Annotated in this window: 15 protein-coding genes; 4 read left to right on the top strand and 11 right to left on the bottom strand. The window is 70.9% G+C overall.

Annotated elements, in window-relative coordinates; all coding sequences use genetic code 11:
- Window position 1: 1 nt before the first annotated feature.
- Complete coding sequence (locus tag KV106_RS23825) at window positions 2-766, bottom strand: SDR family NAD(P)-dependent oxidoreductase (RefSeq protein WP_057596516.1); 765 nt, start codon at window positions 764-766, stop codon at window positions 2-4.
- Window positions 767-789: 23 nt separating this feature from the next.
- Window positions 790-2022, bottom strand: a complete 1233-nt coding sequence (locus tag KV106_RS23820) for an acyl-CoA dehydrogenase family protein (RefSeq protein WP_057596515.1) — start codon at window positions 2020-2022, stop codon at window positions 790-792.
- A 256-nt stretch (window positions 2023-2278) separates the two neighbouring features.
- Here KV106_RS23820 and KV106_RS23815 point away from each other — a divergent pair, with 256 nt between their 5' ends.
- Entirely contained in the window at window positions 2279-3532 is a 1254-nt protein-coding gene (locus KV106_RS23815; RefSeq protein ID WP_261212766.1) for a TetR/AcrR family transcriptional regulator, read from the top strand.
- A gap of 6 nt (window positions 3533-3538) precedes the next feature.
- Here the strand turns inward: KV106_RS23815 and KV106_RS23810 are convergent, their stop codons facing one another.
- The 4 genes from KV106_RS23810 to KV106_RS23795 all read right to left on the bottom strand — a co-directional run bounded on the left by KV106_RS23810 (window position 3539) and on the right by KV106_RS23795 (window position 8046).
- Window positions 3539-4102, bottom strand: coding sequence for a carboxymuconolactone decarboxylase family protein (locus KV106_RS23810; RefSeq protein WP_057596513.1), 564 nt, complete (start codon window positions 4100-4102; stop codon window positions 3539-3541).
- Between the two features lie 25 nt (window positions 4103-4127).
- Window positions 4128-4979 (bottom strand): SDR family NAD(P)-dependent oxidoreductase, encoded by an 852-nt coding sequence (locus KV106_RS23805; RefSeq protein WP_261212764.1) that lies wholly within the window; start codon window positions 4977-4979, stop codon window positions 4128-4130.
- A 145-nt stretch (window positions 4980-5124) separates the two neighbouring features.
- Window positions 5125-6183: a LacI family DNA-binding transcriptional regulator gene (locus tag KV106_RS23800; RefSeq protein ID WP_057596511.1), complete on the bottom strand. Its 1059-nt coding sequence runs from the start codon at window positions 6181-6183 to the stop codon at window positions 5125-5127.
- 48 nt (window positions 6184-6231) lie between these two features.
- Complete coding sequence (locus KV106_RS23795) at window positions 6232-8046, bottom strand: ABC transporter ATP-binding protein (protein WP_261212761.1); 1815 nt, start codon at window positions 8044-8046, stop codon at window positions 6232-6234.
- A 147-nt stretch (window positions 8047-8193) separates the two neighbouring features.
- Here KV106_RS23795 and KV106_RS23790 point away from each other — a divergent pair, with 147 nt between their 5' ends.
- Window positions 8194-8862, top strand: a complete 669-nt coding sequence (locus KV106_RS23790) for a hypothetical protein (protein ID WP_057596509.1) — start codon at window positions 8194-8196, stop codon at window positions 8860-8862.
- A gap of 63 nt (window positions 8863-8925) precedes the next feature.
- Here KV106_RS23790 and KV106_RS23785 read toward each other — a convergent pair whose 3' ends face one another.
- The 5 genes from KV106_RS23785 to KV106_RS23765 all read right to left on the bottom strand — a co-directional run bounded on the left by KV106_RS23785 (window position 8926) and on the right by KV106_RS23765 (window position 12671).
- The gene (locus KV106_RS23785; protein ID WP_057598659.1) at window positions 8926-9120 is read right to left on the bottom strand and encodes a hypothetical protein; all 195 of its coding nucleotides are present in this window, start codon (window positions 9118-9120) and stop codon (window positions 8926-8928) included.
- 151 nt (window positions 9121-9271) lie between these two features.
- Complete coding sequence (locus KV106_RS23780) at window positions 9272-10078, bottom strand: PPK2 family polyphosphate kinase (RefSeq protein WP_057596507.1); 807 nt, start codon at window positions 10076-10078, stop codon at window positions 9272-9274.
- Window positions 10079-10140: 62 nt separating this feature from the next.
- Window positions 10141-10569, bottom strand: a complete 429-nt coding sequence (locus KV106_RS23775) for an RNA-binding S4 domain-containing protein (protein WP_261212760.1) — start codon at window positions 10567-10569, stop codon at window positions 10141-10143.
- Between the two features lie 3 nt (window positions 10570-10572).
- Window positions 10573-11994 carry a sensor histidine kinase gene (locus tag KV106_RS23770; RefSeq protein WP_057596505.1) on the bottom strand — a complete coding sequence of 474 codons (1422 nt, stop codon included), beginning with the start codon at window positions 11992-11994 and terminating at the stop codon, window positions 10573-10575.
- Window positions 11991-12671 carry a response regulator transcription factor gene (locus tag KV106_RS23765; RefSeq protein WP_261212757.1) on the bottom strand — a complete coding sequence of 227 codons (681 nt, stop codon included), beginning with the start codon at window positions 12669-12671 and terminating at the stop codon, window positions 11991-11993. The genes KV106_RS23770 and KV106_RS23765 overlap by 4 nt, the downstream gene beginning before the upstream one ends.
- A gap of 198 nt (window positions 12672-12869) precedes the next feature.
- Here KV106_RS23765 and KV106_RS23760 point away from each other — a divergent pair, with 198 nt between their 5' ends.
- Window positions 12870-13829: a Bug family tripartite tricarboxylate transporter substrate binding protein gene (locus KV106_RS23760; protein WP_057596503.1), complete on the top strand. Its 960-nt coding sequence runs from the start codon at window positions 12870-12872 to the stop codon at window positions 13827-13829.
- Between the two features lie 94 nt (window positions 13830-13923).
- The gene (locus KV106_RS23755; protein ID WP_261212756.1) at window positions 13924-14475 is read left to right on the top strand and encodes a tripartite tricarboxylate transporter TctB family protein; all 552 of its coding nucleotides are present in this window, start codon (window positions 13924-13926) and stop codon (window positions 14473-14475) included.
- Window positions 14476-14540: the final 65 nt, after the last annotated feature.

Genomic DNA, 14540 nt, shown 5'->3' with positions numbered 1-14540 from the left:
CTCAGCAGGTCACGCCGCCGTCGATGACCAGGCTCTGCCCGGTCATGAAGGCGCCGGCGCGCGAGGCCAGGAACACGGCCGCGCCCGCGATCTCGTCGGGGTCGCCGATGCGCCGCAGCGGCGTGCTCTCGGTGCGGCGGCGCAGGTTCTCGGGATCTTCCCAGAGAGCGCGCGCGAAGTCGGTCCTGATCAGGCCCGGCGCGATGCAGTTCACGCGCACGTTGTGCGGCCCGTACTCCACCGCGAGGTTGCGCGCGAGCTGGAAGTCGGCCGCCTTCGAGACGTTGTAGGCGCCGATCACGGGCGAGCCGCGCAGGCCGCCGATCGACGAGACGATGATGATCGAGCCTTCCCTGCGCTCGATCATCTGCGGCGCCGCGAAGTTGATCAGCCAGTGGTTGGCGATCACGTTGTTCTCGAGGATCTTGCGGAACTGGTCGTCCTCGATGCCGGCCAGCGGGCCGTAGTAGGGGTTCGAGGCGGCGTTGCACACCACGATGTCGACGCGTCCGAGCTGGCGCGTGGTCTCCTCGACCAGGTGGCGCAGCTCCTCCTTCGACGAGATGTTGGCCGGGATCGAGATCGCCGCGCCCGCGCCGTGCGCGGCGTTGATGGCGTCGCGCACCTCGGCGCAGGGCTCGGGCTTGCGCGACGAGATCACGACCTTCGCGCCGTGCTCGGCCAGGCGCTCGGCGATGGCGCGGCCGATGCCGCGCGAGGAACCCGTGACGATGGCCACCTTGCCGGCCAGCGAGAACAAGGACATGGTTTCGTGTCTCCTCGAAATGGTCAGTTCGCGTAGCGCCCGTACTCCATGCGGGCGATGGAGCGGTTGTGCACCTCGTCGGGTCCGTCGGCCAGCCGCATGGTGCGCATGCTGGCGTACTGCTTGGCCAGGCCGAAGTCGGTGGTGACGCCGGCCGCGCCATGGGCTTGGATCGCCATGTCGATGATGCGCAGCGCGGTGCGCGGCGCCGCCACCTTGATCATCGCGATCTCCAGCCGCGCCACCTTGTTGCCCACGCGGTCCATCAGGTCGGCCGCCTTGAGGCACAAGAGGCGCGTCATCTCGATGTCGATGCGGGCCTCGGCCACGCGCTGCTCCCACACCGACTGGTCGGCGATGCGCTTGCCGAAGGCGGTGCGCGACTGCAGCCGGCGCACCATCTTCTCGAGCGCCACCTCGGCGCCGCCGATCGAGCGCATGCAGTGGTGGATGCGCCCCGGGCCGAGCCGGCCCTGCGCGATCTCGAAGCCGCGGCCCTCGCCGAGCAGCAGGTTCGCCGCCGGCACGCGCACGTCGCGGAACACGACCTCGGCATGGCCGTGCGGCGCGTCGTCGAAGCCGAACACCGGCAGCATGCGCACGATCTCGATGCCGGGCGTGTCCAGCGGCACCAGGATCTGCGACTGCTGCGAATGGCGCGGCGCCTCGGGGTCGGTCTTGCCCATCACGATGGCGATCTCGCAGCGCGGATCGCCCACGCCCGAGGACCACCACTTGCGGCCGTTGATCACGTAGTGGTCGCCGTCGCGGCGGATCGAGGTCTCGATGTTGGTGGCGTCGGAGGAGGCCACGTCGGGCTCGGTCATCAGGAAGGCCGAGCGGATCCGGCCCTCGAGCAGCGGCTGCAGCCAGCGCTTCTTGTGTTCCTCCGTGCCGTAGCGGATCAGCACCTCCATGTTGCCGGTGTCGGGCGCCGAGCAGTTGAAGACCTCGGAGGCGAAGCCGACCTTGCCCATCTCCTCGGCGCAGACGGCGTACTCGAGATTGGTGAGGCCGGCGCCCTTGTAGGGGCTGTCCTGCGGCACCGAATCGAGCGGCAGGAACAGGTTCCACAGTCCGGCCTCGCGCGCCTTGGCCTTGAGCTCCTCCACGATCGGCACGACCTGCCAGCGGTTCTCGCCGAAGCCCTGCATCTGCGCCATGTAGGTGGGCACGGCGGGATAGACGTGCGCCTTCATGAACGCGATCACGCGATCGCGCCAGTGCACTTGCTTGTCGGACAGGGTGAAGTCCACGACGGTCTCCTCTTTTTTCGTTCGTCGGATCCGGCGGATGCCGGGCCAGGCGACGATAGCAGGGGAGTCGCTTCTATACAAACCGGTAATTCTAAAATTGTGGAACATAGGTGACTCGCATGGCTAAGTTCGTTTGCATTGCGCATACTTGTTATTCGATTCATGCGCGTGTGTCCTCGCGAGCCTGGGGCGTGCCCGGGCGGAGCCCGGCATAATCGCGGCCCACCGCCACCTGCCGCCGAAGAAGCCTGCCCCCATGACCGCCGTCACCGCCCGCGAGCCGCAGACCGCGCGTTTCCAGGAAAAGCGCGATGCCATCCTCAACGCGGCCGCGGCGCAGTTCAATGCGCAGGGCGTCAAGGGCGCGACCCTGGCCGGCATCGCGGCCAGCGTGGGCCTGGTGACCAACAGCGTCACCTACTACTACCGCAAGAAGGAAGACCTGGCCGCGGCCTGCTTCCTGCGCGCCATCGCGCTGTTCGACGGCATCGCCGAGGCCGCGGCGCGCGAGGCCACGGTGGCGGCGCGGGTGCGTGCCTTCCTGGCGGGCCATGCCGCGCTGCTGGCGGCGGTGGCGCTCGGCGAGCATCCGCCGGTGGTGGCTTTCAGCGACGTGCGCGCGCTGCCGAGCCCGCAGCTCGAGACCGTGCACACCGCCTACACCGGCATGTTCCGCCGCGTGCGCGGCCTGTTCAAGGACGACACCACGGCGCACTGGCCGCGCGAGATGCGCAATGCGCGCACCCACCTGCTGCTGTCGCTGGTGCACTGGCTGCCGGCCTGGTTCGGCCGCTACGAGGAGGCGCAGTACCCGCGCATGGTGGAGCGCGTGGCCGACATCGCGCTGCACGGGCTGGGCGCACCGGCGGCGCGATGGGAGGAGGCGGCGGCGCTGTCCGAGGAGACCGTGCTGCACGCGCCGACCGACAACGCCGCGATGGATGCCTTCTTGCGCGCGGCCACCGCGCTGCTCAACGAGCAGGGCTACCGCGGCGCCTCGGTCGACAAGATCTCGGCGCGGCTCAACGTCACCAAGGGTTCGTTCTATCACCACAACGACAACAAGCTGGACCTGATCTCGGCCTGCTTCGAGCGCACCTTCCAGGTCATCCGCCGGGCCTTCGATCTCGCGGAGGCGTCCGGCGACAGCGGCTGGCAGCGCGCGGGCCTGGCGGCGCGCATGCTGGTGCGCTTCCAGCTCTCGGCCGAGGGGCCGCTGCTGCGCCTGTCGTCGACCAGCGCGCTGCCCGAGGCGGCCGACCGCGCGCGCGTGCACAAGACGCTGCAGCAGCGCATCGAGCGCATGGCGGCGATGCTGGTCGACGGCCTGGTCGACGGATCGGTGCGGCCGCTCGACGCCGCGATCGCGGCGCAGCTGGTGGTGGGTCTGATCAACGGCGCGGCCGAGCTGCACCGCTGGGTGCCCGACGCGAGCGAGGCCTCGGTGGTCGAGCTCTACGTGCGGCCGATCTTCATGGGGCTGCTCAGCGAGGCCTCCGCCACCGCCTGACGGCGCTCACATGCGCGCGCGGTGCGCCTCGTAGCCGGGCTCGAGCTCCACGTCCATCGACTGCAGGAAGCGGCTCACGCAGACATAGAAGCTCGCGGTCAGCACCAGTTCGACCACGGCCGCGTCGTCGAAGCCGAGGGTCTTGAGTTGCGCCACGGTGGCCGCCGAGGCCGAGGGGCCGCGCGTGACCTCCTCGGCCAGCTGCAGCACCGCGCGTTCGTCGGCATCGAAGAGATCGCTGTCGCGCCAGTGCGCGAGCGCGTCGATCCGCGCCTCGCTCACGCCGGCTTCGGTGGCCATCGGCAGGTGATGGGCCCATTCGTAGGCGGTGCCCGAGAGCTGCGCGCCGCGCAGGATCATCAGCTCGCGCAGCGGCCGCGGCGTCTTCGCGTTCAGGCGCAGCGGCCATGCGAAGTCGAGCCAGCCGCGGAACAGCTCGGGCGCGGTGCCCAGCACGCGGTAGAGATGGGGCAGGTGGAAGTCCGGCCCGCGCGCCGCGCGCACGCGCTCGAACAGCGCGGCGGCGCCGGGGTCTTCGGGATGCTCGGGCAGCAGGGGAACGCGGGGCATGGGCGGGGTCCTCGGTCGGTGGATGTCAGGCGGCGCGGGTGTCGGGCCGCAGGCCGGGCGAGGGCGCGTTGCCGGCCGTGGTGCCGGCGTCGACCGGCAGGATCACGCCCGTGACCCAGCGTGCCTCGTCGCTCGCGAGGTAGGCCACGGCCTGGCCCACGTCCCAGCCCGAGCCCTCGGTCTGCAGCAGCGAGCGCTTGCGGCGCTGCTCGCGCACCTCGGGCGTCATGCGGCCCGCGACCATCGGCGTGTAGACCATGCCGGGCGCCACGCAGTTGACGCGGATGCCCTCGACGCCGTGGTGCGCGGCCATGGCGCGGGTCATGTTGACCACCGCGCCCTTCGAGGTCGGATAGAGCAGGGCCGGCGTGCCGCCGATCAGGCCCGCGACCGAGGCGATGTTGACGATGGCGCCGCGGTTCAGCTTGCGCATCTCGGGGATCGCGTACTTCGCCATCAGCATCATCGAGGTGACGTTGACGCGCAGCGCATGGTCCCAGGCCTCGAGGTCGAGGTCGACCGCGTTGCCGGCCGGCCCGCCGATGCCGACGTTGTTGACCAGGATGTCGACCCGGCCCCAGGCCTCGACCGCATGGGCCACGGCCTGGCGGCATTGCGCGGCGTCCGAGACGTCGCAGCCCAGGGCGAGCGCGCTGCCGCCCTCGGCCGCGATCATGCGTTCGGTCTCGCGCGCGCACTCGGGCTGCGCATCGAGCAGCAGCACGCGCGCGCCGCGGCGCGCGAGCAGGATCGCGGCGGCGCGGCCGTTGCCGATCTCGGCGCTGCGCGAGCCGGCGCCGGTGACGATCGCGACGCGGCCTTCGAGGCTGCTGCTGGCGGCCTCGGCATGGGGTGTGGGGGCGGTGGAGGTGTTCACGTTGCGGGCGCGAGGCCGGGGACGATGGAGGGAGTGGTCCGCAGCTTAAGTCGCGAGGCCCGTGCCGAAGAACGGTGTTTCTCCCAGGGTGAATCGTTTCATTGAAAGGTGTAGGGGCGGCGCGTCGAGCAGCGTGGAGGGCGGGTCAGGCCGCGCGCTTGCGCGGCTTCGGGGCCGTCGGCGCCGGCACCGGCCCGCACGAGCCGCGCAGCACGAACTGCGTGGGTGCGAGCACGCGGCGCGGCGGCGCGTCGGGCGCCTCGCGCATGCGCTCGAGCAGCATCTTCACGCCGTCCTCGGCCGCGCGGTCGAGGTTCACCGTCACGCTGCTGATCGGCGGGCGGTGGCTGCGCGCGAAGTCGGGGTCGCCCATGGTGACCAGAGAGATGTCCTGCGGAATGCGCAGGCCCTGCGCGGCGATGGCGTTGAGCACGTCGGCCAGCACGCTGGTGCCGAGGGTGACGAGCGCGGTCGGGCGCGGCGTGCCCTCGAGCAGCTGCGTGACCGCGTCGAAGGCGGGGCTGGTGGAGGTCGGCAGCCGCACGATGTGCCCCGGTTGCGCGGCCAGGCCGCTGGCCTCGAGGCCGGCCGTGAAACCCTCGATGCGGCGGCGCATCGGCCGGTTCTGCATGTCGGCCACCACCAGGCCCATCTCGCGATGGCCCAGGCCCGCGAGGTGCATCACGGCCTCCTTCATGCCGCGCGGATGGTCGAACAGCAGCTGGTCCTGCGCCACGTCCATGTCGCGGTCGAGGATCACGGCCGGGATGCCGAGCTTCTCGACCGCCTCGAGCACCGCCGGGTCGCGCTCGTTGCCCGGCGCGATGATCACGCCGTCCATGCGGCGGCTCTGGAACATCGAGAGGATCTCGAGCTCCCATTGCGGATCGTTGAGGCTGTTGGCCAGCAGCACCATGTAGCCGGCCTTGCGCAGCTTGGCCTCGAAGGTGCGGTAGAGCTTGGCGTAGAGCGGGTTGGCGACGTCGGTGAACATGCAGCCCACCGTGTGCGAGCTGCGCGAGCGCAGCGTCTGCGCCGCATGGTTGAGCCGCCAGTCGAGCTCGCGCATCGCGCGCTCCACGCGCTCGCGCAGCGCGGGGCTCACGTTCTCGACCTTGTTGATCACGCGCGAGACGCTGCCCAGCGACACGCCCGCGAGGGTGGCCACGTCCTTGATGCTTGCCTTGCCGGCCTTGGGGTTCATGCGCAGTGCGGTGCTCGTGCCCGAAAGCGCGAGATTCTAGGGGCCGGCTCAGCGCGCCGCGGGCGCCACCATGCGCTGCAGGAAGGGTTGGCGCGCGAACACCGCGTCGCGCGGACCGGCGTCGACCACGCGACCGGCCTCCATCAGCACCACCGCGTCGAAGCGCTCGAGCAGGCTCAGCCGGTGCACCGAGGCCACCACGCAGGCGCGCGGGAAGGCCTGCGCGATGCGCTCGAGCACGCGTGCCTCGGTGGCGGCGTCGAGCGCGCTGGTGGGTTCGTCGAGCAGCAGCAGCGAGCTGCCCTGGGCCGCGAGCACGCCGCGCGCCAGGCACAGCCGCTGGCGCTGGCCGCCCGAGAGGTTGAAGCCACGCTCCGACACCGCCGTGTCGAGGTCGCCGTGGGTGGCGGCCAGCACCTCGTCGAAAGTGCTCGCATGCAGCGCGGCGCGCAGCGCGTCGTCGTCGAAGGGCAGGCCGAAGGCGAGGTTCTCGCGCACGCTGGCCTCGAACAGCTCGGTCTCCTGCGGGATCAGCGTGGCGAGGCGGCGCAGCTGCGTCCAGTCGGCGGGCTGGCCGTCGAGCGCGAGCGTGCCGCCCTGCGGCGCATAGAGGCCCGCGAGCACGCGCAGCAAGGTGCTCTTGCCGCCGCCGCTCGGGCCGACCAGCGCCACGCGTTCGCCGCGCCGCAAGGCGAGCGACACCGCGTGCAGGCCGCCGCGCGGGCGTTCCTCGCCGGGGACGGTCGGGGCGGGCGCGTTGCCGCGCGGCGCGTAGTTCCAGTCCAGCGCATCGATGGCCAGCGTCTGCCAGACGGCCTCGGCATCGATGCGTTCGGCCGCGGGCACCTGCTCGGGCGGCGTGGCCAGCGAGTCGCCCTTCGGCGCCTCCCAGATCGGCGCCGCGCTGCCGTAGTCGGTGTGCATGCGCGCGAAGAAGCTGAAGTTGGCCGCCACCGAGGTGACCACGCCCGCGGCCTGCTGCGCGTACTGGTAGATCATGAACACGCCGCCCAGCATCACCGCCTGGCCCGGCGCGCGCGACTGCCAGACGTAGATCACCACCAGCCCCCAGGTCAGCGCCAGGCCCATCAGGTCGACCGCGAACCACTTGCCCTCGTTGAGCACCACGGTGCGCTTCAGCGGCTCGGACACCGCGCGCATGCGCCGGCGCAACAGCAGCCGCGAGGCGCCCTGCAGCCGCAGGCCGATCACGGTCGAGGCATTGCCGAGGAAGTCGAGCAGCGCCGCCACGTAGCGGCGGTCGGCGTCGTTCTCGGTGCGCGCCAGCCGCATCAGCGCGCGGTCGATGCGCAGGATCACGACCGCGATCAGCACGTAGCCCGCGAGCGCGGTGGCGCCGCTGATGCGCGACAGCAGCGCCAGCGCCACCAGCGGCCCGACGAAGTTGACGACGTTGGTGAGCCAGATGAACTGGTTCTGCGCGAAGTCCGACAGCGCGCGGCTGGCCTGGTGCACCCGGTGCTGCAGCTCGCCCGAGTGGTGGCCGTCGTGCCAGGCCAGCGGCGCGGCGGCGATGCGCGCATAGAGCTGGTCGGCCAGGGTCTCGCGCACCTTCACGCCCACGTTGCGCTCGAGGATGCGGCCCGGCCCGTGCAGCGCCCAGGCGCCCACGTAGACGCCGGCCAGCGTGGCGATCCAGCGGCCGGCACCACCGAAGTCGCCGCGCTGCAGTGCATTGATGGCCTGGCCCGCGAGATAGGGCAGGGTGAGGCGGATCAGCTGCGAGCTGGCCAGCAGCGCGGTGGCGCCCAGCAGCTGGGCGCGCGCGCCGGCAGCGAAATGCCACAGGGCTGCATAGAGTTCGCGGATGGCGCTGCCGGGCCGGGTGCTCGTGGATTGCATGGGGGCAGTGTGCCCAAGGCGGGCCGCCGTCCGGCGTAGGAGCGCGGCACGCACGCGTCGCTGATCCGCAACGAGGCGATGCAAAAGTAACTTTATGTATGGTTAAATCCGCCGCAACTTACGCGAAGTAGAGGACGAGGGGATCCCATGAAGCTGCTGTTGAGCCTTGCGTGCGCGGTCGTGGCCCTGGCCGGCTGCGTGAGCACGCCGCCGACGCCGACCGAGCCCGGAACCGGCCGCGGCCTGTCCTACGTGCCGAAGGTCGCGATGCAAGGCGTGGACCGTGTCCGCTACGACGCCGACGTGGCCGAATGCCGCACGGCCGCCACGCGCATCACCGCGCGCAACGAGGACAACGACTGGATGTGGGCCGCCTTCGGCCTGGGCCTGATCACGGTGCACGGCCAGGGCATCGCGGGCGCCGCGGCCTGGACCGGCCTCGCCGCCGTCATCGTCGACATGAACTCGCGCCCGCCCGAGTCGGTGATCGCCGAGCACCAGCAGATCGCCGTCGTGCACTGCATGGCCAAGCGCGGCTACCGCAACCTCGACCCGAACGTGCGCGACAGCTTCTATGCCTACGGTTACTCGCCGGTCGAGTCGTTCGCGCCGCGGCGCACCGGCGTCGACACCTACAACGTCGAGCGGATCGCGAAGAACGGCCGCTGCAACCTGCAGCCGCGCGCCGAACTCACGGCCAAGGGCCCGGGCTACGAGGCCTATACCGTGCCCTGCGAGAACGGCGGCACTTGGGCCGTGCGCTGCGAGTTCGGCCAGTGCCGCGTGCTGGCGCAGGCGCCGGTCCGGCGCTCCTGAGGCGGCTTCCCGCCGGCCAAGAAAAAGCGGCGCCTCGAGCGCCGCTTTTTCTTTGGGTCGGGCTCAACGCCAGACGTAGTGACCGCGCACGTAGCGGCCATGCTCGCGATGCGCGGGCACCCAGACCTTGTGCTTGCGGTGGACCGGCGCCATGTGCGGCCGGTCGTAGCCCGGGCCGGGATGCGGCTGCGCCAGGGCGGCGCCGGAGGAAGCGAGCAGGCCGAGAGCGGCCGCGAGGATGAAGAGGGTCTTTTTCATGTTGGAGTCCTTCATGGGAGTGGATGCGCGGCGAAGCACCGTCGCAGGGACTTCGATCCGCACGGTGGAACCTTAGTTCGCTTCGGTGACGGCGCCGCGTAGGCGTTCGCGCAGTCCGCGCGCGGGCGCTCGGCCCTTGAGCGCGTGCAGCTCAGTTCACGACCAGCCCGCGCAGCGCGGGGTCGGCCGGCGGCGGCTTCAGGTCCATCTCGTGCAGGGTCTTCACCAGCAGCTCGGCGATCATGAGGTTGCGGTGCCGCTTGCTGTTGGCCGGGATCACGTGCCAGGGCGCATGCGCGCTCGAGGTCGCGGCCAGCGCCTTGTCGTAGGCGCGCTGGTAGGCATCCCACTTGGTGCGCACCTCGAGGTCGGCCATGCTGAACTTCCATTCCTTGCCGGGCGTGTCGATGCGCGCCTGCAGCCGCTGGCGCTGCTCCTCCTTGTCGATGTGCAGCATGCACTTCACGATGGTGGTGCCGGTCTCCACGAGCAGGCGTTCGAAGTCCTCGATCTGCGCATAGCGGCGCTTCGTTTCGGCCTTGTCGATCCAGCCTTCGACCACCGGCACCAGCACGTCCTCGTAGTGGCTGCGGTTCCACACCATGACCTCGCCGGTGCGCGGCACCACGGCATGGCAGCGCCACAGGTAGTCGTGCGCGCGCTCCTCGTCGTTGGGCGCCTTGAAGGCGCTCACGCGCACGCCCAGCGGCGAGGTGCGCGAGAACACCCAGCGCACGGTGCCGTCCTTGCCGCTGGTGTCCATGCCCTGCAGCACCACCAGCAGCTTGCGGCGGCCTTCGGCATGCAGCAGGTTCTGCAGCTCGTCGAGCTCGATCGCCAGGGCGTCGAGGCGGTCGCGCTGCGCGGCCTCGTTGCCCTTGAGGAAGGGCGTGTCGCCGGGATCGATGCGGGAAAGCTGGAACTTGCTGCCGACGCGGTACTTCTTGAAGCTGGCCATGGCCTGCGGTCTCCGTTGAATGAACGAAGGCCACAGGGTACGCGATGCGCGCTTCGCGGCTGTCAGCGTTCGTCGGGATCGATCGAGGCGCTCCAGCGGCTGTCCCACTCGGCATGGCGCGCCGCGTCGTCGAGCACGCGCCGGTCGCGCTTGGTCGGGCGGCCCTGTTCGATGGCGAGCGCGGGTTCGCTGCCCATGCGGCGCTGCTCGCGGAAGGCGGCCTGCGTCGCCAGGCTCTCGGGCGTTTCCTCGTAGAGCTGCTGGGCCACCGGCGCCGGGCCGCGCTGGCCGCTGAGGCCGCGCACGGTGACGGTGCGCGTCAGCGGGCCAAGCCGCATCGCGACCGCGTCGCCGACCTTGACCTCGCGCGAGGCCTTGGCGACGTCGCCGTTCACCAGGATGCGGTTCTTGCCGATCTCCTCGGCCGCCAGCGAGCGGGTCTTGAAGAAGCGCGCGGCCCAAAGCCATTTGTCGATGCGAAGACGATCCATAAATCAGGAGGTGTGCCGGTCCAGGGGCAGGTGCACGACGGCGTCGAGCCCGGCGATATTGTCCCGCGTGTCGGGGCCCGTGCGGTTGTCGAGCGCGATCCGGCCGTCGAGCGCGAGCACGATCTCGCGGCAGATCGCGAGGCCCAGGCCCGAGCCGCTGGCGCTGTCGCCGGCCGAGAAGGGCGCGAACAGCCGCCGCCGCAACTCGGCGGAGATGCCCGGGCCGCTGTCGCGCACCCGCAGCATCGCCTCGCCGGCCTCGGCGCGCACCGCCACCGAGAGCGCGCCCCCGGCCGGCGTCTGCTTGATCGCGTTGTGCAGCAGGTTGCGCGTGAGCTCCTGCAGCATCCAGCGGTGGGCGCGCACCGGCACCGGCTGGTCGGCGTCGAGCTCGAAGTCGAGCGCCTTGTCGGCGATCAGCGGCGACAGGTCGAGCACGATCTGGCGCGCCACCTCGGCCAGGTCGAGCCGCACCGACTCGGGCTGCTGGCGCAACTGCTCGACCTTGGCCAGCGACAGCATCTGGTTGGCCAGCGCGGTGGCGCGGTCCACGGTCTGGGCGATCTCGACCAGCGCCTGCTCGGGCGCCAGGTCGCCGCGCCGGGCCGACTGCACCTGCGCCTTGAGCACCGCCAGCGGGGTGCGCAACTGGTGCGCGCTGTCGCGCACGAAGCGCTTCTGGTGGTCGAGCAGCCGCTGCAGCCGCCCCATGACCTCGGTGGTGGCATCGATCAGCGGACGCAGTTCGCGCGGCGCATCGGGCGCGTCGATCGGCGACAGGTCGTCGGCGGCGCGCCGCTCGATCGCCTCGCCGAGCTGGCGCACCGGCCGGGTCGCGCGCTGCACCACGAACACGGTGACGGCCGCGATCACGCCCATCAGCAGCAGCTGGCGCCACAGCGTGTCGAGCAGCAGCTTGCGCACCAGGGTCTCGCGCAGCTCCAGGGTCTCGGCCACCTGCACCACGGCCATGCCGCGGCCGCGCGCGCTGGCCACCGGCTGCAAGAGCACCGCCACGCGCACCGGCTGGTCGCGAAAGCGCGCGTCGTAGAAGTCGACCAGCGCGGCGTAGGGCGTGCGATCGGGAATGCGGCCGTGCCAGAACGGCAGCTCGGCGAAGCCCGAGATCATCTCGCCGTGCAGCGTGGAGACGCGGTAGAAGAGCCGGCTGCGGTTGTCGGCCTCGAAGGCCTCGAGCGCCGAGTAGGGCACGATCGCGCGCAGCTCGGCCTGCTCGTCGTAGCCCGCCACGTCGAGCTGCTCGCCGATGGTCTTGGCCGAGGCGAGCAGCGTGCGGTCGTAGGCGGTGGTGGCGGCGGCCAGGCTCTGGCGGTAGAGGCTCACGCTGTTGATCACGATCAGCAGCGCGACCGGCGCGAGGATGCCGAACAGCAGCCTCGCGCGCAGCGACAGGTTGGTCGTCATGACTCCGCGCGAAGAAGGTAGCCGAGCCCGCGCAGCGTCATCAGCGCGGCGCCGGTGCCCACGAGCTTCTTGCGCAGCCGGTAGACCACCACCTCGACCGCCTCGTACTGCACGTCGGTCTCGCCGGGGAACACGAGCTCGAACAGCCGTTCCTTGGTGACGGCATGGCCGGGCTTCATCATCAGCGCCTTGAGCAGCGCGAGTTCGCGCGGCGTGAGTTCGAGCACCTCGGCGCGGTGGTAGATGGCGCCGCTGTCGGGCTCGAAGCGCAGGCCGCCGACCTCCTGCGGGTTGAGCACCGGGTCGGGCCCGGCGTTCTGGTTGCGCCGGCGCAGCGCGCGGATGCGGGCCTCGAGCTCGTCGAGGTCGAAGGGCTTGGGCAGGTAGTCGTCGGCGCCGGCGTTCAGGCCGACGATGCGGTCGCCCACCGTGCCGCGCGCGGTCAGCAGCAGCACGGGCGTGCGCAGGCCCTCGGCGCGCGCCTGCGCCAGCACCTGCAGGCCGTCGAGGTTCGGCAGGCTCAGGTCGAGCGCCACCACGTCGGGCTCGACCGCGCGCCAGTGCGCGAGCGCGAGCGCGCCGTCGCCGCACACGCGCACGTCGATCTTGCTACGCGCGAGGCTGCGCTGCAGCGTGACCTGCATCGAGGGATCGTCTTCGACCAGCAGCAACTTCATGGATCGGGGCGGCCGGCGGGGCGCGCGCGCAAGGCTTGGAAAGGGACTCGGAAGTGGGCCTGGAAGAGGGCTCGGGGCGGGGAGCGGGCTTCGGTGTTTTCCCCAGTCCGCCGGACAGCCAACTGACAGCGGGGCGGCGCATGATAGCGGCTCAGGTCCTAGTCAGGTTCCGTTCTTTCCCCTCAGGAGACACCAACGATGCGTCGCGATACCTTTTTGAAGTCCCTGGCCGCGCTGGCCGCCGCTGGCGCGCTGCCGCTGTCGGCGCGCGCCGCCGCCAACGTCAAGATGATGATTCCCGCCAACCCCGGCGGTGGATGGGACACCACGGGTCGCGCGCTCGGCAAGGCACTGACCGATGCCAAGGTGGCCGACACGGTGGCCTACGACAACAAGGGCGGCGCCGCCGGCGCGCTGGGCCTGGCCCAGTTCGTCAACGGCTCCAAGGGCGACCCGAACGCGCTGATGGTCATGGGCTCGGTCATGCTGGGCGGCATCATCACCGGCAAGCCGCCGGTCAAGCTCGAGCAGGCCACGCCGATCGCGCGCATGACCACCGAATACAACGTCTTCGTGCTGCCCTCGAACTCGCCGTTCAAGACCATGAAGGACGTGGTCGAGCAGCTCAAGAAGGACCCGGGCAGCGTCAAGTGGGGCGGCGGTTCGCGCGGCTCCACCGAGCACATCGCCGCGGCCATGATCGCGCAGAAGGTCGGCGCCGATCCCTCGAAGATCAACTACGTGGCCTTCCGCGGCGGCGGCGAGGCCACCGCGGCCATCCTCGGCGGCAACGTCACCATCGGCGGCAGCGGCTACAGCGAGTTCGCCGAATACATCGCGGCCGGCAAGATGAAGCCCATCGCCGTCACCTCGGCCCAGCGCCTGCCCGGCATCAACGTGCCCACGCTCAAGGAGCAGGGCATCGACGTCGAGATCGGCAACTGGCGCGGCGTGTACGGCGCGCCCGGCATCAGCGCCGAGCAGCGCAAGGCCCTGACCGACATGGTGCTGGCCGCGCTCAAGAGCGCCTCGTGGGCCGAGTCGCTCAAGAAGAACGACTGGACGCCGGCCGTGATCTCGGGCGACGCCTTCACCAAGTTCGTCGACGACGACTTCGCGAGCCTGCGCGCCATCATGGCCAAGTCCGGCATGGTCTGAGCGCCCGCTCTGCCCAGCCCACACGGCGCGCTGTCACTCACGACAGCGTGCCGTTTTCAAATCCAGCCCGTCTCGCTCGAATCCGGGAGCAGAAATGACAACACCACATCCCTCGATGGCGCCGCCCGAAGCGGGCGCCCCCCCCGCCGCGCCCTGGCCTCAAACCGCCGTCGGCATCGGCGTGCTGCTGACCGGCGCGGCGCTGGCCTTCGGCGCGATCGGCATCTCCTCCGAAGCCGGCTATGGCGGTGTCGGGCCCAACTTCCTGCCCTGGCTGGTGTCCATCGTGCTGATGGTCTGCGGCGCCTGGATCACCTGGGAGGCGCGCAGCGGCGGCTTTCGCGAACTCGAGGCGCCCTCGGGCGGCGACCGCGCCTACTGGCCCGGCTTCGTGTGGGTCTCGGCCGGGCTGCTGCTCAACGCGGCGCTGATCACCACCATCGGCTTCATCCTGAGCTGCGCGCTGTGCTACCTGCTCGCGGTGCAGGGCCTGCGCCGCGCGAGCGGCCAGCCGGCCGCCGGTTCGGCGCGCACCTGGGTGGTCGACTTCCTGACCGGCGCCGCGATCTCGGCGCCGGTGTTCTGGATGTTCACCAAGTTCCTGGCCATCAGCCTGCCGGGCCTCACTGCCACAGGGTGGATCTGACATGAACCCCCACGCTCATCACTTCGTGTATTCGCTGCCCCCCGAGGGGGCGCAGGCCTCCCTCG

Source organism: Variovorax endophyticus (assembly GCF_025376855.1).
Classification (GTDB): Bacteria; Pseudomonadota; Gammaproteobacteria; order Burkholderiales; family Burkholderiaceae_C; genus Variovorax.
Note: the sequence above shows the minus strand (reverse complement) of the source record. Positions and strands in the feature narration are given on the sequence as shown.